Raw genomic sequence first — 25,511 nt, forward strand, 5'->3', positions numbered from 1 at the left:
TGATGATATAATGACTTTTTAAACCTCTTTCTATGTGTTAGAAAGGGGCTTTTTATTTGCCCCGACCAGGGAGAATTTTTCATGAGTGAACAAAATAATAGTATGAAACGTAATCTAAAAACGCGCCATGTATCAATGATAGCTCTTGGTGGTTCAATTGGTACTGGATTATTTGTTGCATCAGGTGCAACCGTTGCACAAGCAGGACCATTTGGAGCCATCGTGGCTTATTTGGCTATTGGTGTTATGGTGTATTTTCTAATGACAAGTTTGGGTGAAATGGCGACTTATTCACCAACTTCAGGTTCGTTTTCTGACTATGCAGGGAAATATGTCGATCCAGCTCTAGGATTTGCTATGGGATGGAACTATTGGTTTAATTGGGCAATTACGTTAGCAGTTGATATTGTGGCAGTTGGTTTAGTTGCCGAATTTTGGTTTCCAGATACACCGGGGTGGATTTTCTCTGCTGTCGCTTTGCTCTTTATTTTTTTAATTAACTTATTTTCTGTAGGTGCATTTGGGGAAGCTGAATTTTGGCTTTCAATGATTAAAGTCGTCACAATTATTGCTTTCTTAGTTGTTGGATTAGCTACAATATTGGGTGTCATTCATTCTGATGTTGATGTCATTAAGAATCTATCAGTAGGTAATCATGGTTTTGTTGGTGGACCTCAAGCTATTTTATCAGTCTTTGTTGTTGCTGGTTTTTCATTTCAAGGCACAGAATTAATTGGTATTACTGCAGGTGAAGCACAAAATCCGGATAAATCCGTACCAAAGGCTATCAATCAAGTATTCTGGCGTATTTTATTGTTTTATATCTTAGCCATTTTTGTTATTTCAGCATTAGTGTATTATCAAGATCCGCGTTTATTAAGTTCATCAACAGAAAATGTTGCTGTATCACCGTTTACAATTGTCTTTAAGAACGCCGGTATCGCTTTTGCAGCAAGTTTAATGAATGCCGTTATTTTAACGTCTATTGTTTCTTCAGCTAATTCTGGTTCATATGCTTCAACACGTATGTTGTATGCTATGGCACGTAAAGGCGAAGCACCCAAAATATTTGCTAAAGTTTCAAAACGCGGTGTGCCTGTTGCAGCATTAATCCTAACCACGGCTATTGGTTTGCTGGCATTTATTGCAAATACCAAAGGCGGCGCTGTGGCTTATACGTGGTTGGTCAATGCGTCTGGATTAACTGGATTTATAGCATGGGTGGGTATTGCCATATCACATTACCGTTTTCGACGGGCGTACTTGGCTCAAGGTAAGCAATTGAGTGATCTTAAATATAAAGCAAAGTGGTTCCCTTTTGGACCGATTTTTGCATTAATTATTTCAATTGGTGTGATTATTGGTCAAGACCCGGCAAGCTTCACAAAATTAAATTGGGAAAAAATTGGTGTGACTTATTTATCTGTACCATTATTTGTGATCTTGTATGTGGGATATAAGCTGCGTTACAAGACAAAAAAAATAAAGTTAGAAGATGTTGATTTGACACAAAATCGTTAAAAATTATCAGTTGGTATATTAGCTTGTTAAAGCTAATATACTTTTTTGCTATTATGAGGTTAAAAATTTTTCGGATCATTTATCAGTCAATAATTGATAAAAAAGGGTGATTATAGATTAAAATAGCAATTATTTGGTAGAATCTGATATGCTATATTTAGTAGTTAAGTAAATTGTGAGGTTTACAACATGGTAGAACCAGGTAAAGTTGCTAAAAAACCAGCAGCTAAAAAAACAACAAAACGAAAAAAATCAAAAAATCAAAAAAAGCTTGTTGTTGTAGAAAGCCCAGCAAAAGCGAAAACAATTGAAAAATATCTTGGCAGTACCTATAAGGTTGTTGCTAGTTTGGGGCATATTCGCGATTTGCCAAAATCAACTCTTGGTGTTGACGTGGATAATGACTATGATCCTAAATATATTAACATACGTGGTAAGGGTGATCTAATCAAAGGATTACGAAAAGAAGCTAAAGCCGCTAAAGTCGTTTATTTAGCAAGCGATCCGGATCGTGAAGGAGAAGCTATTTCTTGGCATTTACAACACATTTTAGGTTTAGATCCTGATCAACCCAATCGTGTTGTTTTCAATGAAATTACAAAAGATGCGATTAAAAATGCTTTTAAAACACCTCGTAAAATTAACCAAGATCTTGTCGATGCGCAGCAGGCGCGACGAATTTTAGACCGATTGGTTGGTTACTCAATTTCACCAATTCTTTGGAAAACGGTTAAACGTGGTCTATCAGCAGGGCGTGTGCAATCTGTTGCGCTGGGATTAATTATTGCGCGTGAACGTGAGATTCAAGCATTTGAGCCAGAGGAATACTGGTCTCTGGATTCTGAATTTCAAAAATCACGTCAAAAATTCAAAGCAACATTTTATGGATTTGACGCTAAAAAACAAGTGCTACCGGACAATGATAGTGTTCAAAGCGTATTAAAAAATATTGATCAATCAGCTGATTTTGATGTCATGAAGGTGAACGCTAAAGAGCGTAAGCGTAATCCACAACCAGCATTTACGACAGCAACAATGCAACAAACAGCCAATACACAATTGAATTTTCGTACACGTAAGACGATGATGGCAGCCCAACAATTGTATGAGGGCATTAACTTAGGCCGTGGTATTGGACAGATTGGCTTGATTACTTACATGCGTACAGATTCAACACGTATTTCTTCAGTTGCTCGTCATGCTGCCGCTGTCTATATTCACGATACATGGGGCGAAGAGTATTCACAGCACAAATTAGTACAAGGCAAACTACCTGAAGGCGCGCAAGATGCCCATGAGGCAATACGACCTTCCGATGTAACCATCACACCTAGCAGCATTAAAGACAAGTTAACTCCAGACCAATTTAAACTCTATTCATTAATTTGGTCACGTTTCGTTGCCAGTCAAATGACCCCAGAAATTTTAGATACAATGGCTGTGACAATTGAACAAAACGGTGTTATTTTTCGAGCAAATGGGTCTAAAACGAAATTCCAAGGATTTACAAAAGCCTATCCTGCTGCTAAAGAAAAAGATAATGCCTTACCAGACTTAGCAGAAGGTGATCGAGTTAAGTTAGCAAATATTAATCCGGAGCAACATTTTACGTTACCTCCTGCGCGCTATTCTGAAGCAGCACTAATAAAAGCATTGGAAGAAAATGGTGTCGGACGACCTTCGACATATGCGCCAACACTGGATACGATTCAACGTCGTAATTACGTTCGAATCGATGCACGTAAGTTCGTTCCCACAGAACTTGGTGAAATTGTTCAAACCATTGTTGAAAATAGTTTTCCAGATGTGACAAATATGAAGTTCACGGCGCGTGTCGAACATGAATTAGATGAAATTGAAACTGGTGATAAACAATGGGTGCCAGTGATTGATTCGTTTTTTAAACCCTTTTCGAAAGAACTTGAAATTGCGGAAACTACCCTTGAAAAAGTGGTTATGCATGATGAATTGGCAGGAATGGATTGTGACATTTGTGGTGCGCCAATGCTTGTTAAAATGGGTCGTTATGGCAAATTTCATGCATGTTCACGTTTCCCAGATTGTCGTCATACACAAACAATTGTTAAAGAGATTGGATTAATCTGTCCAAAGTGTGGCAAAGGGCAAATCATTGAACGTAAAACAAAACGACAGCGTACATTTTATGGCTGCTCACGTTATCCAGACTGTGATTTTGTATCATGGGAAAAGCCAACAGAAAAAACATTGCCAGATGGCACAACGCCTAAAGATGATGAGATGTCTGATGGGCAGCAAAACAGTCAGCAGCCGACAGACAATAAAGAGGAAGCAACATGAATCCGATTGCGATGATAAGCATTAATTTGTTAGCAGTTTATTTTGTATTTTGGTTAATTAGACCAATTAATTTTGCTAAATTTATGCCGTACACGCCGACACAAGCCATGTTTTTAAAAATTGTCATAGCGATTATTTGTGGATACTTGTTAGCTAGTTTCTTTATGTCAATGACTAATTGGGTCTTAGATATGCCGAATATGGTTAATAACTTGTCTAAATGATTTTAGAGTTGAGCTAATTTTTGAGTGTGACTAATAACTGGAAAAATATCTGCAACATGATTGACAACAATATCTTGATAGTTTATTGTTAGTAACAATATAAACGTTGAAAAGATAAGTACTTTGTATCGTCTTGATAGAGAGCTCGTGATAGGTGAAAGCGAGTAAGACGGTGGATCGGAAAATGGTCTTGGAGTTTCTCACCGATACGAGCAAACGGACACTCATATGTGTCACGTGTAAGTTAAGGACGGGTGTTTCCGTTAGCAAACAACGTATAACCGATAATTGCTACAGATGTTCTCGAAGGTAGTTAAAGGCGTACGTTTGAAGGTATATATGCGAGAGCTCTATACAAAGACCGGGTGGTAACACGTCATTTAACGTCCCGTAGTATCGATTGATACTACGGGATTTTTTGTTGCCGAAAGGTAGCGTATGCCACAAATGTTTATATCATTAATCAAAAATATCAATTTGAAAGGGGGATAACATGAAAGTACATTGTCAAATACCCACACATTTGCATGGCAACCATATTGTTATAGCTGTTTTTTTAAGGGGCAGTGGTGCCGTTGATGTTATCATGTGATGTATAGAATGAATATACATATGACTAACACATTGAAATATTATTTAGGAGAAAATACTATGACAACCAAGACATCAACGCAATACAAAAACGCACCATACATTCATGATCATGTCGGCTCATTTTTAAGACCAAATGCCTTACGTGAGGCACGTTTGAATACCCCTTTGGATCAACAATTAGCAGATGCTGACTTTGAATTACAACAAACAGCTATCAAAGATATTGTTTCAAAACAAGTTGCGTTAGGCTATCAAGCGATAACTGATGGTGAATTTTCACGTAAATGGTTTCATGCTGATTTCTTAGTTGGTTTATCGGGTGTTGATTTTTACCTATCAAAAGGCTATGGATTTGAAGGTGTTGATACAACAGCTGAAGATTTTAAAATTGGTGGCAAAGTGGCTTTCAATCCTGATCATCCATTTTTCAAATCATACCTCTATTTACAAGATTTGGTGAAGTCATACAATGATTCATCAATTCAAGCTAAACAAACGATTCCCGCACCTTCATTCTTGATTTTTGATTCAGGACGGACGAATACTTAAATGGCTATTCTGAACATTACACTGATCGTCAAGAATTTTTAGATGATGTGGCGCAAGCTTACATTGACACAGCGTTACATTTTTATGAACTAGGAAATCGTTATTTGCAAATTGATGATGTCCCATGGGCAAATATTGCACAAACGTTAGCAACTTCAAAAGATCCCGAAAAACGCGCTAAGTTTGATCAGTATGCCGAAGAAATCATATATGTGAATAACAAAATTTCTGATGCGCTGCCAGAAGACTATACATTTACAACGCATATTTGTCGTGGTAATTTCCGATCAACATGGTTATTTACTGGTGGCTATGATGCAATCTCAACATTTTTAGGACAGCTGCATGTTGATGGTTTGTTCTTGGAATTTGATGATGAACGTTCGGGTGATTTTGAAAAATTAGGAGACATCTGGCACGGTGATGAAAATAAAAAGCTTGTACTTGGGTTAGTAACAACTAAAAATAGTGATTTAGAAGATAAAGATGTGATTAAAGCACGCTTGGCTGATGCTGCAAACCACGTACCCTTGGCAAATTTGGCACTGTCTCCACAGTGTTGTTTTGCATCAACTGTTGAGGGGAATGATGTATCCAGTGAAAGCCAATGGGCTAAATTAAATTTAATTAAGGAAATTGCCCAAGAAGTTTGGTCATGAAAACACGTTGCCGAGATGAGTAAAGTGGTTGTATGTCATAGAGAATTCACGTTTGGTGCCGTACTATAAAAAGCAAAATACAATTAGTGTTTTGCTTTTTATAAGTGTAATAATGTTTAATGAATGGTGCACCTTTTTCAGAGCCTATATAACTCATGTTTCTCAAGTAAGTACTGTCAATTAACAATTATTAGTCAGTTAGAGTATTTTGAAAATAGCCAAAAACAGTGACTAACTATGGTATAATTGATTAGATTATATAGGCAAGTTGGCACAACAAGTGCCCGTTTATCAAAATAATAATTTGGAGAATAAACATGGCAAAAGATATAGGCATTGACTTAGGAACAGCCAATGTACTCATTTATGTTGAAGGCAAGGGGATCGTATTAAATGAACCCTCCGTTGTTGCGGTAGATGATAAAACAGATCGCGTATTAGCTGTCGGTTCAGAGGCTTATCGTATGGTTGGCCGTACACCAGGAAATATTCGCGCTGTTAGGCCTTTAAAAGATGGTGTCATTTCAGATTTTGATGTTACCGAGGCGATGTTGACTTACTTTGTGGACAAGCTAAACGTGAAAGGCTTTATGTCAAAGCCTAATATTATGATTTGCGCCCCAACTAACATTACAGAAATTGAACGTAAAGCAATTATTCAAGCAGCCGAAAAGGCTGGTGGCGCAAAAGTTTACCTAGAATATGAACCTAAAGTAGCTGCTGTAGGCGCAGGCTTAGATATTTTTAAGCCCATTGGCTCAATGGTTATTGACATGGGTGGTGGTACTTCTGATATTGCAGTACTGTCTTTGGGCGATATTGTCGTTTCTGAGTCAATCCGTGTAGCAGGTGACAAGATGAATTTTGACATTGTTGGTTATTTGAAACGTCGACATAATTTGATTGTTGGCGAACGAACAGCTGAAACAATTAAGATTCAAATTGGATCTGCGTTACCTGTCGATGAACCATTGACAATGGAGGTCCGTGGTCGTGACAATTTTGAGGGTATGCCCAAAACAATTACCATTCATTCTAATGAAGTTGAAGAGGCGTTGCATGATACATTACAGCAAATTGTTCGTGCTGCGCATTCTGTTTTAGCTAAACTACCACCTGAATTGGCCGCTGATATCATTGATCGTGGTATTATGTTGACGGGTGGTGGTGCATTGTTACATGGTATGGATCAATTATTAGCGGATGCACTAGAAGTACCAGTAGTTGTTTCGGATTCTCCGCTTGATAATGTTGCTAAGGGTGCTGGTGCGCTGCTTGAACACATGAAATCAAACCATAAAGGGTTATAAGAATGCGTAAAAAAAATCAAAATTTTGATGTTGATCTCGTAGAAGGCGACAAACAAATACAAGTATTGGTTGATAAAAAGCCAGTTGGGCACATTGAGCAGGCTGATCGTGGCTTTGTTGGCTACTTTGGTCAACAGGCAGTTATTAATCAAGCAAAAAATCAAGATGAAGCGCTTCAAGCTATTTTGGCAAGTTTTAATTTGTATCAATAATATTAATTATGACAAAAACCCTTATCATATTAAATGATGAGGGTTTATACATAAACGAGGTAACACCAACATGCAACAGATACCATCAAGACAAATGAGTAATCGCACATCAGCTTCAGAATTAGACTGGGGTATTATTTTAGCGCTTCTGTTATTTATGATCATTGGTTTGAGCTCTGTTTATCAAGCAGCACTACATTCACAATATGGTACAGTGCAAATGGCGGTCCGAACAACTATTGTACAAGGGTTATTTTGGGTTATTGGCGCAATAATCATATTGTTCTTGTTACGCTTTGATGCCTCACAACTTTGGCGATTAGCGCCAGTCGCTTATGGTTTGGGTGTTTTTCTGCTTGTTGCCGTGTTGATTTTCTATAATAAGCCAATGGCCGATGCAACGGGTGCTAAATCATGGTTTGTGTTAGGACCTATTTCGTTCCAACCGTCAGAGGTGGTTAAACCCGCGTTTATTTTGATGCTTAGTCGTGTTGTAGCAGAGCATAATCGTCTATACGAACAACATAACACAATGACTGATTGGCTTCTGTTGGGTAAAATGGCACTCTGGTTCTTGCCTGTTGCTGCATTAATTGCTTTACAAAATGACTTAGGAACCTTGCTGGTATTTATTGCTATTTTTGGTGGTGTTGCGCTAGTATCAGGTGTTACTTGGCGAATTTTAGCACCAGTTATCGCGGCTGCGGCAGTCGTTGGTGCGACGCTATTAGCCTTAGTTACTTCAGCTACAGGGAAAGTCATTCTAGATGCATTGGGTTTTAAGTTATACCAATTTGATCGTATTCAAACTTGGCTGCATCCTGATCAAGACACATCAGCCTCAGGTTATCAGACATATCAAAGTTTAAAAGCAATTGGTTCTGGTCAGTTAACGGGAAATGGTTTTGGTGATTTAAAAGTCTATGTTCCCGTTCGAGAGTCTGATATGATCTTTTCAGTTATTGGAGAGAGTTTCGGATTTATTGGTGGCGCGCTATTGATTGCATTATATTTTGGATTAATCTATCGATTGATTCGTGCGACATTTAAAGCACAAAATGCTTTTTATGCTTACATTGCAACTGGTGTCGTCATGATGGTGCTTTTCCATGTATTTGAAAATATTGGTATGAGCATTGGATTGTTGCCCTTGACCGGTATCCCATTACCCTTTATTTCACAGGGTGGCTCGTCACTATTGGGTAACTTAATCGGTGTTGGATTAATATTAACAATAGGTTATCAGCAGCAAAACGCTACATTTACAGAATTGACAGGATTTTCAATTTAATGACTGAACTAGAAGAATTACAACAAAAAATGATCAACTTGCGTCATAAAACGCGTGAGGGAGAAGTTTTTCAATCGCTAGGAGAAGCTATATCAGAAATCGTTGGTCATTTAGACTTATTGCCTGTAACACCTGTTCTCACGCCTAAAAATGATGATGAGATTCTGTCATATATGCAGATGTATCGACAGCAACCATCTGAGGGTGACGTCCTTTCAGATGGTTTGTCTGATGATACCAATATCTCTGACGATGTTTTGATGGCTATAGCGGAGCAATTAGCGAATCCAACAGCAAAATATCGCGATAATGGTGCTTTTGTTTTTCTAAGTGATATAATTCAAAAAAATTTAATCTCAGAAGCACAGATGTCGATGTTAGCTAATTATTTTGTCTCAGACGACCAGCTATTTGCTCACATATTTGAGCGTGCTAATGATGGTATTTATCGACGATCGTTCAGCATGTTAATGCTGTCACTCTTACTATTCATACAACGAACTAAAAAACCATTTTTGACAGATATACAACTATCAAGAATTATCGATCAAGTGGCTTTATATGCCATTTTAGAACGAGACACACGTGGCTTTATTAATACTAATGGTTGGGCACATGCTTTCACGCATATTGGCAATGTTGTATCTGAGATTATGTTGATGCCTAAGCTAGTACGTGCTGATAAATTATTTGTGTTAGCGAGTATGTTAGCTGGTTATCGTGAACTAAAGTTGCCATTAATGATGGGCGAGACAGAACGCCTTGTTGAAGTTGTGATATATGCAGCCAATGCGCATCGCTTGTATTGCGATTATGTGTTGATCACGTTAAAATTATGGCGTAAGGACTTGGTTACGCGACAAAATATTGCAACTGAGGCCAATTGGCATCAATTGTATAATCGTACGCGATTTTTTCATGCTATTATTTTAACTGGCGCACAAAATGTGCCCAAATCAATTTATGATTATGTGGAACAAACAAAAGGATATTTGACTTAATTAATATATCTTGCTTAATATTACTTAATTTTGATATAATAAAATTTGGAGTAAAACTAATGAATAAAAAACATGTGGCTTTATTATTTGGCGGTAATTCATCAGAACACGACGTATCAAAACGTTCTGCTCAAAATTTTTATGATGCGATTATGGCAACAGGAAAATATGATGTAACAGTTTTCGCTATTGCACAAAACGGTTATTTTTTGGACCCTGAAAGTTCTAAAAAAATATTAGCGTTGGCTGATGAGCAACCGATTGTGGATGCTTATATGGCTAAAGTAGACACTAGTGACCCGTTGGCGCGCATTAATGCTTTGCGTAACGGCGGTGATTTTGATATATTCTTCCCAGTTGTTCATGGTAATTTAGGTGAAGATGGGACATTGCAGGGGCTGTTTAGGTTATTAAACAAACCATATGTTGGGGCTCCTTTGCGTGGGCATGCGGTTAGTTTTGACAAAGTTTTAACTAAAGAATTGTTAACCGTTAATCACATTCGTAATACCAATTACATAGTAATTGATACTGAGACAGCTAAGGATTGGACTTGGGATAAAATAACCAATGAACTAGGTTCAGTTGTATTTGTCAAGGCGGCTAATCAAGGGTCATCTGTTGGTATTTCACGGGTCAAAAACGCAGTAGAATTTGAAACGGCATTAGCAGATTCATTCCAATACGATTACAAAGTTTTGATTGAACAGGCTGTTAAAGGACCACGAGAATTAGAAGTGGGTGTTATTGGTAACGAAGAGCCAATCGTATCAGAAATTGGGGCACACACTGTTCCTGAACAGGGTGAAGGTGATGGCTGGTATGATTACAATAATAAGTTTGTCGACAATTCAGCAGTTTACTTCGAAATTCCTGCTCAGCTACCAAAAGAGGTAACAGAAGAAGTCAAGGCAATGGCTATCAAGTCTTATAAAGTCTTAAATTTACGTGGTGAAGCACGTATGGACTTTTTGTTAGATGAAAATAATGTGCCATATCTTGGTGAGCCAAACACATTACCTGGGTTTACCAATATGTCGCTCTTTAAGCGATTATGGGACTATTCAGATATTGATAATGCAAAGCTTGTTGACATGATGATCACATATGGCTTTGAAGAATTTGAAAAGAACGCACAATTGAGCTATAAATTTGTGACTTTGGGCGAAGAAAAGATAGGGAAATTTAACTAATGGTAAAAAATAGTAGAAAAGATAATTTTGATGGTAAAGCAATTCGCGCAGCGCGTAAAAAAATGAGCTTGTCACAAGTGGAGTTAGCCGAAGGGATTACAACACAAGCTACGATTTCTTTGGTTGAAAATCAAAATCGTGTGCCTAATGCTGATGTTTTGTTGGCGATACTTGATCGACTAAACTTAGATATATCAGAGTTTGTATCGGGAGACTTTTTGACGCAAAAAGCTAAAGAATTGTTAGGTAAAGTTATTTTGCAAATGAAGCATGATGCATTATCTGAGTTTGCAGAATTTGAAAAGGCTTTAAGTCAAAACCAACCTACGATTCAAGCTTATTATATTTTAAAAGCAGCAGATGCTTGTTACAATAAGAAAGATTTTGAACAGGTTATTCATTTCACTAATTTGGCTGTTGATAAGAAAACACCATCTTTGGGTGATTTTTACTTATTCTATGCATATCGTCAAATGGCAACAAGCTATTATCTACAAGGAGATATACAAGAAGCTAAAGATAAGTTTAAATTAGCTTTTGAACTAGAACCAGATCTGCTAACAGCAAATGAATTAGAGTTTCATGGTGCATTGCAGGGGCGTCAGTACTACGCTGAATTCTTGGTTGAACAAAATGAGCTTGATAAGGCGGCTGACTTGTTAGAAGAAGGATTATTAGCTCTACGTAAGCGTGTTGACTTGTTCTGGGCACCAGATCTAGGTGAGATGTTAGGCAACATTGAGAAAAAAAGAGGCAATGAACTTGCTGCACAGCGTCATATACACTATGCACATATTGCAGCTTTCTTGTCTAATCGTCAAGTTGCAGAAGAGCGATTAGCAGCATTAGATACAGTACAATTTTAACTGTTATCGTAGAGACCATTAATAAGTCGTAATAAAAAAGCCGAAAGTTGCTTTAACTTTCGGCTTTTTTTATTGTGATGAAACACAAATTAAAAAGCCAACTACCATTCAACAAGGATGGTAGTTGGCAAATAATGAAAAATGTTTGTGTAAACTACTGAGACAGTTAATAACTGATGGATTAGCCACGAACAACTAAGACATCAACCTTAGCTGTTCGTGTAACGAATTCTGTTACAGAACCGATAACTAGGCGTTCAACGGCGTTTAAACCGGTGGCACCAATAACAATAATATCAGCATTAACTTCATTTGGTACATCCTTGGCGATCAACGCCTTGGGAGAACCATATTCAATCAAATAATCGACGTTTTTAATGCCAGCATCAAGCGCTTGTTGCTTATAGCGATCAAGTGTCTTACGTGTCTCGTCAGAAACAGCTTCAACCATTGTATCATCGAAGCTTGCGACATTTTGAAAAGCACGTGTATCAATGACGTTCAAAATTGACAAAATACCACTATCACCAGCATCTTTGGTCAATTCAATAGCACGAACGAGTGCTGCTTCTGATTCCTTAGAACCATCCATAGGCACTAAAATGTTGTTATAGTTTGCTGTCATGAGAATTCTCCTTTAGTTTGTTTATACATTAAGTATACCGCTTACATTGAAAAAATAATAGCGTTTTGCTATCTAAATTTTATTAATAAAAAAGCGCCTACAATTGTAGACGCACGGGACATGCCCGGAATACTCGTGGTACCGTTAATCGTTACGCAGGTTTTCCTCGAAATTGTCGAGGTGGTTGGTTCATCTTGTTCATCAGATTACCGAATGAAAGGGCAGATCTTTTGAATCAAAAATTCCCATCCGTGAAATAAAGGTTGTAAGGAAAAAGCTGATGATGTAACAATGCGTATACCTGGGTAATTCATTATATATTATACAGCTAAAATGTTATGACAACCAGTCTTGACATTTTAAAACAATCGCTATTTTAATCCCTTGCTTTGCTGTTGTTTTAATGAGTTATAAATATCTTTAAATGCTTGTTCAATTTTGGAATTTCCCTTTGGTTGAAAATATTTTGCTTGTTTAATACTGTCTGGGAGATACTGTTGAGGCACCCAATCATTATCAAAATCATGCGGATAACTATAATTTGTACCATGGCCCAAATCAGCTGCGCCTTTATAGTGGGAATCTTTTAAATGGTTGGGGATATCTGATGTTTTCCCGGCGTTAATATCACTTATTGCACTGTCAATGGCTAAATAAGCAGCATTAGATTTTGGTGAAAGAGCTAACTCGATAATAGCATTAGCGAAAGGAATGCGTGCTTCAGGAAGGCCTAGTGATTGGGCAGCATTGATTGCTGTAACAGCATGTTGCGCAGCAGCCGGATTAGCCAAACCAATATCTTCATAAGCGATAACGGTTAGTCGTCGGGCTAAAATCGCTAAATCGCCAGACATAATAATACGAGCAGCATAATGGAGTGCAGCATCAACATCAGAGCCACGAATAGATTTCTGTAGAGCAGAAATGACATCATAATGTGCATCACCATTTTTATCAGCAGATAAAGCTTTGCGTTGGACGGTTTCTTCGATAATAGGTAATGTAATATGAATAATGTTATCGTCATTAGCTGGCTTGGTTGATAAAACAGCTAATTCTAAGCCATTTAGTGCACTACGTAAATCACCATTAGTCGCACGTGATAAATGTGACATGGCGTTATCTTCGAGCATAACATTATATTCACCAAGGCCGTTTTTTTTGTCAGCTAGTGCACGTACAATAGCTGCTTGAATATCCGCCTCAGTAAGTGGATTGACTTGAAAAATTTGTGTTCGAGATCGAATAGCAGGTGTGACATTAATGTATGGGTTTTCTGTTGTGGCACCAATGAGAATGATGCTACCAGATTCTAAATGTGGTAATAAAAAATCCTGTTTCACCTTATTTAAACGATGAATTTCATCAAGTAATAGGACAACTGTCCCTGACATTTTCGCTTCCTCAGCAACAATTTGCAGATCTTTTTGACTGTCTGTTGCAGCGTTTAACATACGAAAAGCGTATTTCGAAGATCCAGCAATCGCTGAAGCAATCGAGGTTTTGCCAGTTCCGGGTGGACCATATAAAATCATGGAACTTAGCCGCATCGCATCAACCATGCGCCGGATAATTTTTCCTTCACCAACTAAGTGTGTTTGACCAACAATGTCTTCAATTTTAGTAGGGCGCATACGATACGCAAGAGGTTGCTGCATAATATAAAAGCGTCACTAGTGACTAGACAACTGTTAGTTGTATCATAAACAGCTTGCCTAGTCATATAGTGAACGCACTCCTTTCTATCAAGAGTAGTTAGCTTAAATAAATATGATCAATGTTGATTGCAGTGTCGGCTGCTAATAAAACAGCAATAGGATCCTCTTCATTTGAAGATTCATCCGTATGAGATAATAGTGTAAAAGGATGTTTTGTACGTGTGGCAATGGCAACATAAGTTGTAAAATTATCTTGAGCAAGTTGTTGGTTAATCAGTACTTTACCTATGCTGTGTGACTTTAAAGCTGTTTCAAATTGTGTTTGAATTTGAGTGCTATTGAGTTGTGATGTTTTTATTGCAACAATCACACGTTCGCGAAAAGTACCGAGATAGCGTCGTTGTTCATCTGGATTAATTTGTGAGTGACCGCCATGCTGGTCTTGCTGTATGCGTTCATTGATATCCATAGATTTTCTCCATTGCGTTTTGATAAGTCTATTATACGTTATATTCAAATGGCAATACAAACAAAACAAAAACGCCACCGAAAGGTGACGTTTCAATTGCATGAATTAAGATATTAACCCAAACGGTTGTAGTATTCGACAATCAACGCTTCGTTGATGTCAGCATCTAATTCTTCACGTTCTGGCAAACGAACTAATGAGCCTTCAAGTTTTTCAGAATCAAATGAAACGAATTGTGGATGTGCCACAACTGATTCAACAGCTACTTGTATAGGCACAATAGTTTTTGACTTATCGCGAACTGAGATAACTTGACCAGGTGTTACACTGAATGAAGGAATATCAACGCGCTTACCATCAACTAAAATATGACCATGGTTTACTAATTGACGAGCTTGTTGACGTGTTGTAGCCAAACCTAAACGGTAAACAAGTGAGTCTAGACGTTGTTCCAACAAGATCATGAAGTTAGTACCATGTGTACCCTTACGAATCTTACCAGCTTTGTTAAACAAAGAGTGGAATTGACGTTCAGTCAAACCATAAGTGAAACGCAACTTTTGCTTTTCACGCAATTGTGTACCATATTCAGAAACCTTGGCACGACGGCCTGCACCGTGATCACCAGGCGCGTAGGCGCGACGTGATAATTCTTTTCCAGTACCAGACAATGAAACACCTAAGCGACGTGAAATACGCCACTTTGGACCTGTATAACGTGACATGTATATGTCCTCCAAAATGTAATTTGTCGCACTTTGAGGGGTAAACACCAGATGCGTGCAGCGCCGAACTTGACGTTTCTCAGAACCAGTAGCAATGGCCTTACTAACGATTTGGGGCGTTGTTGACGCGCTTCTTTGTTTACTGCTACTCAATTAACAACTTCTTTCAATGGTAACAGAAAGTGTGTTAATAAGCAAGTTATTAAGAAAGGTGTAAACCATTTTAGATTTGTCAAAAAAATACACATATTCGGCATTACCTGAGGTGGCGTGATAGAATAGGGTTATCAATAAAACTGGGATAAAAACACATGAATTTAACGATATTAGCAGTTGTTTTAGGTATTGTTGTCATTGCATATTTGGCGATTTTTGTCATGCAGCGTACAACGATAAGCAAAGTTAACACATTTAAAACTAAAAAAGAGCAATTAGAGTCTTTGAAGGTTCGCGAGGAATTGGTTGAAGGCCGTAAATTAGCGTTAACTGGACAATCTTTGAAAGAATATCAGAGTTTAGAAAGTGCTTTTAATGATGTTAAGAATAATAAGTTTCTAAAAATTGATCAACAGGTCAACCTTGTGCTTTTTGAGGCGCGTGGGATTAATTTTATTAAGACAAGGCATGAATTAATTCGTTTGGAATCTATGGTAGATGACACGGAAAATACAATTAATTCAGTGCGTAGCGGCTTAACGGAATTAAAGAAAATTAATGAAGCGCATCGTGAGGCCATTAATGATTTGAAAAAGAAATATGATGACTTGCGCAAACGATTATTGGCTGAAAATTTTAAGTTTGGTCCAGCAAATAAAGCGTTAGACACATTCTTAAAACAGCTTGAAGCCGATTACGACGAATTTACACGCCTGACGGAAGAGGGCGATCACGCTACAGCTTCTGATATATATGAACAACTGGCCATGGAAACCACACAGATGGAAAATATGATGGCTGATATTCCAGCGTTGTTTGAAAAATTAGACACAGTTTATGTCGACCAATTGAATGAATTAGTTCAGGGTCATGCAGACTTGGTTGAAAAGGGTTATGTTTTCCCAAACGATACGCTTGAACAAGAGTTACATGCCATCGATGAACAGAGACAACAGGTATTACAATTGTTAGGCGAATTAAAGCTAAAAGAGGTTTCAGAACAAAACGGCTATATTGAGCGACGTATCGAAACATTATACGATATGATGGAAACAGAAATTAGTGCACGCAAGCAAGTGATTAAAAATGCTGATCAGTTATCTTCAACGTTATTGCGATTGCGTGAACAAAATAGTCAATTAGCATTAGAATTAGATCAGTTAGGACAAGTTTTCCAATTCAATCACAAGGAGCTAGAAACGAGACGGAACCTATTAGAGCAAATTAATGCTTTAGAAGAACAAGTTAATCACAATGACGACCTACTTGAAGCTTCTGAAATGTCGTTTAGTGAATTAAGAGCCAAACAAGATGGGCAATTACAGCATTTTTCTGAAATTGAGGCGCAACAAGTTGAAATTTGGGAAAAAATATCAGGACTTGAAAAAGCACAACATTCTGCACGACAGCTTGGTGGTGAATATCAACATCAAATTGAGGATATTAAACAAGCGGTTGAGCGTATGAACTTACCAGGATTACCGGCCAATTACTTGGAATATTTCTTTGCTGTATCTAATGAGCTAGAAAGATTGGCAAAATCTTTACAGGCACATCTCATAGACATGGACGAGGTGCAGAGACAACTTAATATTGTTTCAGCAGACATTGACACACTAAAAGAAAAGACAAATACTCTAGTTGATCAAGCAACGTTAACAGAGCAATTGTTGCAATATGCCAATCGATATCGTACGACAAGTGATCGTGTGGCCGCAGCGAGTGAACAAGCACGGATGTTCTATGAACGCGATTATAATTTCGATAAAGCAATGGACGTTTTGGGACCTGCATTAGATAGTGTTGAACCTGGAATTTATGAAAAGTTAGTTGAATCATATTTACGTCGTAAAACACCATTATTATAATAAATCACCCCGAAAACTATTTTCGGGGTTTTCCTATCAAAAGGCAAAATGAAGACAATCGAGCATTATAAAACAATCACAACAGAACGTCTGTTATTAAGAAATGTTTTGCTAACTGACGCACCACAGATGTACCAATGGTTAGGTGATGAAGCTACTGCTAAATGGTTATCTGGTACGTTGAGTCATAGCATCGCAGACGTCGAGAACCGGGCGATTAAAGGCTATTTTTGGCAAGATGTTGTAGGCACTAAAAAATATGGTATTGCTTTACGTGGTACCAATAAACTTATAGGCAGTATTGATTTTCGCCAAAAAATTGATAACAGGACTGCTGAAATAGGTTACGTTTTGACGCCGGTTCAGCGAGGACAGGGTTTCATGAATGAAGCCATAGGCAAGTTACTAAAAATTGGTTTTGATGAATTGGGTCTAAATTACATTTGGCTAAGTCATGACATTGATAATATCCAAAGTCGCCATGTGGCTGAACGTTTGGGTTTTAAACAACGAGAAACGCCAGATAGTCAAGGACATTTAATTTGGTCAATGGCACATGAATGGTATGATAATCAAAAATAAAAACGTAGTTGGAATTTTCCAACTACGTTTTTATTTTATGATAGTTTTGAATGACGGATACCATAAGCAAAGTACCAGATAATACCCAGAACTAACCAAACACTAAATAATTCTAGTGTTTCTACAGGTAATTTTGTAATCAGTAGTAAACTGATCACGCCTGCAACAAGTGGGACTAAAGGATAACCGGGTACTTTAAAGCCATCATGTGATAAATCTTTTCGACGGCGCAATATTAGGATGCCGAAGTTAATAAACATGAAGGCCAATAATGTGCCAGCATTAATTAGGCTAGCTAATGTGTTCAACGGGATTAGGCCAGCAAAAATGGATTCAACAATCACAGCAAGAATTAATGCGTTCACTGGTAACCGTGATCCTCCTGATATCTTACCCAAGCCACGTGGTAGTAGGCCATCACGACCAAATGAGTAGGTGAGTCGCGATGACGCATAAACCAGCGCTAGAATAGCGGTGAACATACCAACAAGAGCCCCTACGGTAATAACAACAGAGAATTGTGTTTGGTGAATAGCTTGTAGAGCAAACGCAGCAGGGTCATCAACGCCAAGTTTTTTGTAGTTCACGATACCTGTTAGAACGATTGAGAACAGGACGTAAAGTAAGGCTGAAATAATAACTGTGCCGATAATACCACGAGCCATTGTTTTTTGTGGGTTTTTCACTTCGGCAGCATGTGCGGCAATTGTATCAAATCCGAGAAAGGCAAAGATAATACTGGCAGTAGCTGCCCATATACCATTTAAACCACCAAAACCAGAATGGAATTCTTTAGGATAAAAGGGGACGTAATTTGTATGTTTAATGAAAAATGAGCCACCGATAATAAATAAGGCGAGAATGACAACTTTTAAGATTACAGCACCATTTTCAATTTTTTTGGAAGCATTTAAACCGCGTGATAAAATAACAGTAACTAGCAAGATGATTAAGACGGCAAATAAATTAACAATACCACCTTCCATTGGACCGGCGAGTAAAGACTTTGGTATATGAATACCAAATGTGATTAATAGATTATTCAGATAAGCAGAAAAACCAGTAGCAATAGCGGAAACGGCTAGAAAATATTCCAAAATTAAAGACCAACCAAGTAACCAGCCAATAATTTCGCCATAAACAACTGTACCATAAGAATACGCGGATCCAGCAACAGGCATGGCGGATGAAAATTCAGCAAATGCCATACCTGATAACCCTGAAAATATAGCGGCAATTAAGAATGCAACAGATACGGCCGGTCCTGCATTCTGCGCAGCTTCATGGCCTGGTAAAATAAATATACCGGTACCAATGACTGTGCCAACGCCTAAGCCAATCAAATCTCTTGTTGTTAAAACACGTGTCATATGAGAATCTGCTTGTATATAACTATCAACAGATTCTCGTTTAAATGCTCTCGAAAAGATGGACATAAAGTTTCTCCCATATTATTTTAATTTAATCATAACTATTATTTTAACAATTTAGGTACTGAATGTCTAACTTTGAATGGCAAGATACGTTACAATAGAAAAAGTAAGGAATGAAGGTAAATGAAAAACAATAAGGTCTTTGTAATTACAGGCGCAACTGGTGTCGGTAAGACAACAATTGCACGATATTTACAAGATAATTATCGTATGCCACGCGTTATTACCCATACAACGCGTGCACCTCGTGATAGAGAAATGGATGGCGTGTCCTATTATTTCGAGAACGAGGTTTCTTTTGAAAAGAAACACTTTCTGGAACGTGTGACATATGCAGGTTCACAATATGGTTCTTCTTATGAAGGTCTTGAGCTAGCGTGGCAAAAAAATCCATACATTACTATCGTATTGGACACTGCTGGTGCAATTACCTACGCCAAAGAGTTGGGGGAGCAAGCGATCATTATTTTTGTGACTGTTACTAGCCCTGACGTTTTAGTGGAACGGGTACAAGTGCGCGGGGATGATCCTACTGCTGTTAAGCAACGGGTCTCGTCACCTGAATTCTTGCGTGATGTCACGTTACCAACTGCATTGCAACATATCGCCTATGAACTAGAGAATGATGACTGGTCACGTACTAAGGTCCGGCTTGATCTATTAGTCAATGATATTATGAACGGGCGTAGCATTCCTCAAAAGTGACCGCTTTTGAGGAATGGTACATAGTTCAATTTTATGCTAGAACTACTACGTTATAATTTTTATTTGACAAATACATTAAAAAATATTATAATTATCTCATAAAAAAATTGAAGGTTTTTAACAAATGACAAACATGTGTAAAAAAAATTCAAATCAATTTTACTTTTGGTATTTCGGGTAGCCCTCTGATTACCAAAAGCATTTTGCAGTGGTATTTAGATGGTAACAGACATCGAATGCCGCAGTGAGTTCAGCTATAGAACTAACGCACATTCGGAATGGTCCGTATGTGCGTTTTTGTTAGATTAGAATGTAGGAGAAAAAATATGCCCGTAGCAAAACAAACACTATTATCAGGATTGAATCATAATTTGGCGCGTGTGCAACCAAGTGCCATTCGTGCTTTTGATAATGAAGTCAGCGCGATTCCTGGTATTTTAAAGTTAACACTTGGTGAACCAGACTTTAATGTGCCAGAGCACATCAAACAGGCTGCTGTAAAGTCAATTTTAGAAAATGATTCACACTATGCAGCTTCAAATGGGACACTGGCGGTTCGTCAAGCGGCAACGCATTTCTTAAAGGATCGTTATGATGTCACCTATGATGCAGAAAGTGAGATCATTGTAACAGTTGGCGCCACAGAAGCCATCTATACTGTACTTACGTCGCTATTAAACAAAGGTGATAAGGTCATATTACCAACGCCAATTTTCCCCCTATACATTCCTATTACACTGGTTGGCGGTGGCGAGCCGGTATTCGTTGATACATCAAGTAACGATTTTGTTTTGAGTCCGGAAATGTTAAAGGAAGCCATTAAAACGCATGGGGAGAGTATTAAAGCTATTGTATTAAACTTTCCTTCAAATCCAACAGGTGTAACGTATAGTGCACAAGAAATTCAGGCACTCGCTGATGTCTTGCGTGACACAAATATTGTCATTATTTCAGACGAAATATATTCCGAACTGACTTATGAAACAACGCATGTGTCGATGGCTAAGTACTTACCGGAACAAACAATTATTTTAAATGGCGTATCTAAGTCGCATGCAATGACCGGCTATCGAATTGGCTTTTTAGCAGCACCAGCCGAGTTAGTGACCAAGTTTAGTCTTATTCACCAATTCACCATTACAACAGCTAATAACACTGCTATGGCTGCGGCAGCCGAAGCATTAGGAACTGAAACTGGCCGTCAAGATACACTGACGATGAAAGCTGCTTATCAGGAACGTCGTGACTTTGTTTATCAAACGATGACGAACTTAGGATTTAAAATACCAAAACCAGCAGGTGCTTTTTATATTTTTGCTAAAATACCAGCAGGTTATCATCAGAATGATGTTGAATTCGCACGTGATTTGGCATTCAAAAACAAGCTTGCGGTAGTACCAGGGAGTGCTTTTGGTCCAGGGGGTGAGGGATATATTCGATTAAGCTATGCGGCCTCGTTAGCAACTTTGCAAGAGGCAATGTCAAGATTGAGTGACTACCTTCAGGATAATCGAATCATCTAAATTAATATCTAGACAGTCAAATATGATGCACGCGTGTGATATCAAGAGGTTTGATTAACTGAGGGAGTGTCGAAATTATACAAAAGGATCGTATATTGTTCTTTATGTAATACTTGTGATGATACATGGTGTGTAGTGATATACAAGAAAAAATTACTAATTTGAACATGAAGTATAACTAAGCGCTTTTTGCGCATACATATTAATAATGAGGGAAAATAGATGAATAGAAGGATACGAAACACAGTAGAAACTATGCATAACACGCCATCATATCGTGTTCGAAAGTTTGTTGTCAAAGTTTTAAATGGTACGAGTTTGGGGATTGTCATTACATTAATACCCAGTGCTTTAGTTAGTCAGTTGCTTTTGTTATTTGCGGGAAATCCTGTGGCAGCTAAAGTTGCTTTCATGACGACACTTATTCAGAGCACCTTACCACTTGTGGCTGGTTTTGCTGTCGGACAAATTTTTAAATTGTCATCAATTGATTCAGGTTCTATTGCACTAGCTATGTTTGTATCATCAGCTGTTGTTACACAAGCAAAAGATGGCATGGTTATAGCTGGTACTGGTGTTATCTTAAATATTTTACTTATTGCAGTTATTGCAACAGCACTTGTTAAGTTGACAGAAAATATATTTGGTCACTTGAAAATGTTATTACAACCCTTAGTTGTTTTAATTGTTGCGGGTGGTATTGGGTTAGCAACGCTAGACCCATTGCGTCAAGTTCAGGTGTTTATTGGTACGACAATCGCATATGCAACAGAATTTACCCCAATAGTTCTGGGTGCAGTTCTTGGTGGTACTTTTGCATTTTTAATTGTTTCACCATTGTCGTCGGTAGGTATTGCGATGGCCATAAATTTGACAGGCATCGGGTCGGGTGCTGCTAATGCAGGCATCGTCGTTGCTAGTTTTACCTTAGCCGCAATGGGTGCACAAGTAAATCCTATTGGTGGCACTTTGGCACATTTTATTGGTTCCCCTAAAATACAGATGGCTAACATGTTAACAAAGCCAAAACTATTTATTCCCACAACAATCGGTGCTATGATGATGGGTGTCGTGGCAACACTTTTCAATATTAAAGGGACGCCGGCTTCAGCTGGGTTTGGCTTTTCAGGATTAATTGGACCCTTAACTGCATTTAATTTATCAGATAAATCAGTCAGCGCTGTATTTAGTGTTTTGATTACATTCATTGTCTTGCCTATTATATTGGCGTTTTTCCTAAAATGGTTATTTATGACAAGATTTAAGTTGATTCGACCGGATGATTTGAAATTAACGTTACAATAAAATATTAAGGAAGAGTAAAGGGGAAATAAATAAAGCGAATGTAAAAAAGAAAGGAAGGGGAAAAAGAGGGGTAAAAGACGAACGGTAATCAGTAAAGTGGCGGTTAAAGAAAGAGAAAAGCGATAGGATAAAAAAGGGGAGCGAAAGTAGTTGACGGGTGGGGAAAAAGTTGGTATATTAATATATGTTCTTACGAAGGACGCGAGGCGATAGAGGCAACTAATTCAAGAAGTTCTGAGAAAGAGTTAAAAGAAGTAGTTGACAAAGCGAGTTGAGCGTGGTAAGATAATATAGTTGTCTCAGAGAGATAACGCGTAGCACATTGAAAACTGAACAAAACTTTGAACAAACGAATCTGTCGCTGTTACGAGAGTAACAGAAACAAATTTGCGAAGTCAATTCGTAACAAACAATAAACGGATAGTCGTTATAGAGATATAGCAATTAGTCAGTTTAATCGAAGAGTACATCTTCAAACAATGAATTTAAATTCATTTAAATTGAGAGTTTGATCCTGGCTCAGGATGAACGCTGGCGGCGTGCCTAATACATGCAAGTCGAACGCGCAGCGAGAGGTGCTTGCACCTTTCAAGCGAGTGGCGAACGGGTGAGTAACACGTGGATAACCTGCCTCAAGGCTGGGGATAACATTTGGAAACAGATGCTAATACCGAATAAAACTTAGTATCGCATGATATAAAGTTAAAAGGCGCTACGGCGTCACCTAGAGATGGATCCGCGGTGCATTAGTTAGTTGGTGAGGTAAAGGCTCACCAAGACAATGATGCATAGCCGAGTTGAGAGACTGATCGGCCACATTGGGACTGAGACACGGCCCAAACTCCTACGGGAGGCTGCAGTAGGGAATCTTCCACAATGGGCGCAAGCCTGATGGAGCAACGCCGCGTGTGTGATGAAGGCTTTCGGGTCGTAAAGCACTGTTGTATGGGAAGAACAGCTAGAATAGGGAATGATTTTAGTGTGACGGTACCATACCAGAAAGGGACGGCTAAATACGTGCCAGCAGCCGCGGTAATACGTATGTCCCGAGCGTTATCCGGATTTATTGGGCGTAAAGCGAGCGCAGACGGTTGTTTAAGTCTGATGTGAAAGCCCGGAGCTCAACTCCGGAAAGGCATTGGAAACTGGACAACTTGAGTGCAGTAGAGGTAAGTGGAACTCCATGTGTAGCGGTGGAATGCGTAGATATATGGAAGAACACCAGCGGCGAAGGCGGCTTACTGGACTGTAACTGACGTTGAGGCTCGAAAGTGTGGGTAGCAAACAGGATTAGATACCCTGGTAGTCCACACCGTAAACGATGAACACTAGGTGTTAGGAGGTTTCCGCCTCTTAGTGCCGAAGCTAACGCATTAAGTGTTCCGCCTGGGGAGTACGACCGCAAGGTTGAAACTCAAAGGAATTGACGGGGACCCGCACAAGCGGTGGAGCATGTGGTTTAATTCGAAGCAACGCGAAGAACCTTACCAGGTCTTGACATCCTTTGAAGCTTTTAGAGATAGAAGTGTTCTCTTCGGAGACAAAGTGACAGGTGGTGCATGGTCGTCGTCAGCTCGTGTCGTGAGATGTTGGGTTAAGTCCCGCAACGAGCGCAACCCTTATTGTTAGTTGCCAGCATTCAGATGGGCACTCTAGCGAGACTGCCGGTGACAAACCGGAGGAAGGCGGGGACGACGTCAGATCATCATGCCCCTTATGACCTGGGCTACACACGTGCTACAATGGCGTATACAACGAGTTGCCAACCTGCGAAGGTGAGCTAATCTCTTAAAGTACGTCTCAGTTCGGACTGCAGTCTGCAACTCGACTGCACGAAGTCGGAATCGCTAGTAATCGCGGATCAGCACGCCGCGGTGAATACGTTCCCGGGTCTTGTACACACCGCCCGTCACACCATGGGAGTTTGTAATGCCCAAAGCCGGTGGCCTAACCGTAAGGAGGGAACCGTCTAAGGCAGGACAGATGACTGGGGTGAAGTCGTAACAAGGTAGCCGTAGGAGAACCTGCGGCTGGATCACCTCCTTTCTAAGGATAAACGGAAAGTGACAGGGACTTAAGTGTCAAGCGTTTGAATCAAAGTTTTGTTTAGTTTTGAGTGTGATACCGAAATAGGTGTCATGGTCAAAGATGAACCTATGGGGAATTAGCTCAGCTGGGAGAGCACCTGCTTTGCAAGCAGGGGGTCAGCGGTTCGATCCCGCTATTCTCCATTGGTGGCCGCGAGGTGACCAAGGGTTGTACATTGAAAACTGAATAGTAACAAATTCTTTTAAATAATTAAAAATTATTAAATTGAACCGAGAAACAACACAAAAAGTTCTGAAACAAGAACGGTTTAATCGCAGGTCTGAAAAATGACCAACTCATAAACTTAAAGCACAACTACGGTTGTGACGGTTAAGTTAATAAGGGCGCGTGGTGGATGCCTTGGCACTAGGAGCCGATGAAGGACGTGACTAACTACGATAAGCTTTGGTGAGCGGTAAGTACGCTATGACCCAGAGATTTCCGAATGGGGAAACCCAACTCGAAAAGAGTTGTCAATAGTTGAATACATAGGCTATTGACGGAATACGCTGTGAACTGAAACATCTCATTAGCAGCAGGAGCAGAAAGAAAAATCGATTCCCTAAGTAGCGGCGAGCGAAATGGGAAGAGCCCAAACCAACGTGCTTGCATGTTGGGGTTGTAGGACTGATAAA

Annotated in this window: 21 protein-coding genes, 1 tRNA gene, 2 rRNA genes and 1 other annotated feature (1 of these 25 running past the window's edge); of the genes, 19 read left to right on the forward strand and 5 right to left on the reverse strand. The window is 38.9% G+C overall.

The window, feature by feature from the left end:
• Nucleotides 1–81 precede the first annotated feature (81 nt).
• The 11 genes from LKI_RS04950 (at nucleotide 82) to LKI_RS04995 (ending at nucleotide 11,739) form a co-directional block, all read left to right on the forward strand.
• The gene (locus LKI_RS04950) at nucleotides 82–1,521 is read left to right on the forward strand and encodes an amino acid permease (RefSeq protein WP_013103075.1); all 1,440 of its coding nucleotides are present in this window, start codon (nucleotides 82–84) and stop codon (nucleotides 1,519–1,521) included.
• 189 nt (nucleotides 1,522–1,710) lie between these two features.
• The gene (topA, locus tag LKI_RS04955) at nucleotides 1,711–3,840 is read left to right on the forward strand and encodes a type I DNA topoisomerase (protein ID WP_013103076.1); all 2,130 of its coding nucleotides are present in this window, start codon (nucleotides 1,711–1,713) and stop codon (nucleotides 3,838–3,840) included.
• Nucleotides 3,837–4,064: a DUF1146 domain-containing protein gene (locus LKI_RS04960; protein ID WP_013103077.1), complete on the forward strand. Its 228-nt coding sequence runs from the start codon at nucleotides 3,837–3,839 to the stop codon at nucleotides 4,062–4,064. Before topA ends, LKI_RS04960 begins: the two co-directional genes overlap by 4 nt.
• 97 nt (nucleotides 4,065–4,161) lie before the next feature.
• Nucleotides 4,162–4,458, forward strand: a binding site (T-box leader).
• Between the two features lie 257 nt (nucleotides 4,459–4,715).
• A complete protein-coding gene (locus LKI_RS11205) occupies nucleotides 4,716–5,207 on the forward strand; it encodes a uroporphyrinogen decarboxylase/cobalamine-independent methonine synthase family protein (protein ID WP_013103079.1) in 492 nt (163 codons plus the stop codon).
• 47 nt (nucleotides 5,208–5,254) lie between these two features.
• Entirely contained in the window at nucleotides 5,255–5,866 is a 612-nt protein-coding gene (locus LKI_RS11210) for a uroporphyrinogen decarboxylase/cobalamine-independent methonine synthase family protein (protein ID WP_013103080.1), read from the forward strand.
• A 317-nt stretch (nucleotides 5,867–6,183) separates the two neighbouring features.
• Nucleotides 6,184–7,176 (forward strand): rod shape-determining protein, encoded by a 993-nt coding sequence (gene mreB, locus LKI_RS04970; RefSeq protein WP_013103081.1) that lies wholly within the window; start codon nucleotides 6,184–6,186, stop codon nucleotides 7,174–7,176.
• 2 nt (nucleotides 7,177–7,178) lie between these two features.
• Nucleotides 7,179–7,388, forward strand: coding sequence for a DUF2969 family protein (locus tag LKI_RS04975; RefSeq protein WP_013103082.1), 210 nt, complete (start codon nucleotides 7,179–7,181; stop codon nucleotides 7,386–7,388).
• A 70-nt stretch (nucleotides 7,389–7,458) separates the two neighbouring features.
• Nucleotides 7,459–8,679 carry an FtsW/RodA/SpoVE family cell cycle protein gene (locus LKI_RS04980; protein WP_013103083.1) on the forward strand — a complete coding sequence of 407 codons (1,221 nt, stop codon included), beginning with the start codon at nucleotides 7,459–7,461 and terminating at the stop codon, nucleotides 8,677–8,679.
• A complete protein-coding gene (locus LKI_RS04985; RefSeq protein ID WP_013103084.1) occupies nucleotides 8,679–9,680 on the forward strand; it encodes a DUF2785 domain-containing protein in 1,002 nt (333 codons plus the stop codon). The genes LKI_RS04980 and LKI_RS04985 overlap by 1 nt, the downstream gene beginning before the upstream one ends.
• A gap of 59 nt (nucleotides 9,681–9,739) precedes the next feature.
• Nucleotides 9,740–10,873: a D-alanine--D-alanine ligase family protein gene (locus LKI_RS04990; protein WP_013103085.1), complete on the forward strand. Its 1,134-nt coding sequence runs from the start codon at nucleotides 9,740–9,742 to the stop codon at nucleotides 10,871–10,873.
• A complete protein-coding gene (locus LKI_RS04995) occupies nucleotides 10,873–11,739 on the forward strand; it encodes a helix-turn-helix domain-containing protein (protein WP_013103086.1) in 867 nt (288 codons plus the stop codon). The genes LKI_RS04990 and LKI_RS04995 overlap by 1 nt, the downstream gene beginning before the upstream one ends.
• A 181-nt stretch (nucleotides 11,740–11,920) precedes the next feature.
• Here the strand turns inward: LKI_RS04995 and LKI_RS05000 are convergent, their stop codons facing one another.
• The 4 genes from LKI_RS05000 to rpsD form a co-directional block, all read right to left on the reverse strand.
• Nucleotides 11,921–12,364 carry a universal stress protein gene (locus LKI_RS05000; protein WP_013103087.1) on the reverse strand — a complete coding sequence of 148 codons (444 nt, stop codon included), beginning with the start codon at nucleotides 12,362–12,364 and terminating at the stop codon, nucleotides 11,921–11,923.
• A 371-nt stretch (nucleotides 12,365–12,735) separates the two neighbouring features.
• Complete coding sequence (locus tag LKI_RS05005; protein ID WP_013103088.1) at nucleotides 12,736–14,022, reverse strand: replication-associated recombination protein A; 1,287 nt, start codon at nucleotides 14,020–14,022, stop codon at nucleotides 12,736–12,738.
• A gap of 97 nt (nucleotides 14,023–14,119) precedes the next feature.
• The gene (locus tag LKI_RS05010) at nucleotides 14,120–14,491 is read right to left on the reverse strand and encodes a YueI family protein (protein ID WP_013103089.1); all 372 of its coding nucleotides are present in this window, start codon (nucleotides 14,489–14,491) and stop codon (nucleotides 14,120–14,122) included.
• Nucleotides 14,492–14,604: 113 nt separating this feature from the next.
• Entirely contained in the window at nucleotides 14,605–15,216 is a 612-nt protein-coding gene (gene rpsD / locus LKI_RS05015) for a 30S ribosomal protein S4 (protein ID WP_013103090.1), read from the reverse strand.
• A 311-nt stretch (nucleotides 15,217–15,527) separates the two neighbouring features.
• Here rpsD and ezrA point away from each other — a divergent pair, with 311 nt between their 5' ends.
• The gene (ezrA, locus tag LKI_RS05020; RefSeq protein ID WP_013103091.1) at nucleotides 15,528–17,240 is read left to right on the forward strand and encodes a septation ring formation regulator EzrA; all 1,713 of its coding nucleotides are present in this window, start codon (nucleotides 15,528–15,530) and stop codon (nucleotides 17,238–17,240) included.
• Between the two features lie 48 nt (nucleotides 17,241–17,288).
• Nucleotides 17,289–17,822, forward strand: a complete 534-nt coding sequence (locus LKI_RS05025) for a GNAT family N-acetyltransferase (protein WP_013103092.1) — start codon at nucleotides 17,289–17,291, stop codon at nucleotides 17,820–17,822.
• Nucleotides 17,823–17,857: 35 nt separating this feature from the next.
• Here the strand turns inward: LKI_RS05025 and LKI_RS05030 are convergent, their stop codons facing one another.
• Complete coding sequence (locus LKI_RS05030; protein WP_013103093.1) at nucleotides 17,858–19,258, reverse strand: APC family permease; 1,401 nt, start codon at nucleotides 19,256–19,258, stop codon at nucleotides 17,858–17,860.
• 120 nt (nucleotides 19,259–19,378) lie between these two features.
• On the opposite strand from LKI_RS05030, the gene LKI_RS05035 reads away from it, so the two are divergent.
• The 6 genes from LKI_RS05035 to LKI_RS05060 all read left to right on the forward strand — a co-directional run.
• Nucleotides 19,379–19,960, forward strand: coding sequence for a nucleoside/nucleotide kinase family protein (locus LKI_RS05035; protein ID WP_013103094.1), 582 nt, complete (start codon nucleotides 19,379–19,381; stop codon nucleotides 19,958–19,960).
• Between the two features lie 326 nt (nucleotides 19,961–20,286).
• Entirely contained in the window at nucleotides 20,287–21,483 is a 1,197-nt protein-coding gene (locus LKI_RS05040) for an aminotransferase class I/II-fold pyridoxal phosphate-dependent enzyme (protein ID WP_013103095.1), read from the forward strand.
• Between the two features lie 255 nt (nucleotides 21,484–21,738).
• Entirely contained in the window at nucleotides 21,739–22,788 is a 1,050-nt protein-coding gene (locus LKI_RS05045; RefSeq protein WP_013103096.1) for a PTS sugar transporter subunit IIC, read from the forward strand.
• A gap of 496 nt (nucleotides 22,789–23,284) precedes the next feature.
• Nucleotides 23,285–24,834, forward strand: a 16S ribosomal RNA gene (locus LKI_RS05050).
• Between the two features lie 112 nt (nucleotides 24,835–24,946).
• Nucleotides 24,947–25,019 (forward strand) — tRNA-Ala (locus LKI_RS05055).
• Between the two features lie 185 nt (nucleotides 25,020–25,204).
• Nucleotides 25,205–25,511 (forward strand): 23S ribosomal RNA (locus tag LKI_RS05060); it runs 2,609 nt beyond the window's last position.
• Together the 16S and 23S rRNA genes with 1 tRNA gene alongside form the textbook arrangement of a ribosomal RNA operon.

Origin of the sequence: Leuconostoc kimchii IMSNU 11154 (genome assembly GCF_000092505.1) — a bacterium.
In the GTDB taxonomy this organism is placed as follows: Bacteria; Bacillota; Bacilli; order Lactobacillales; family Lactobacillaceae; genus Leuconostoc; species Leuconostoc kimchii.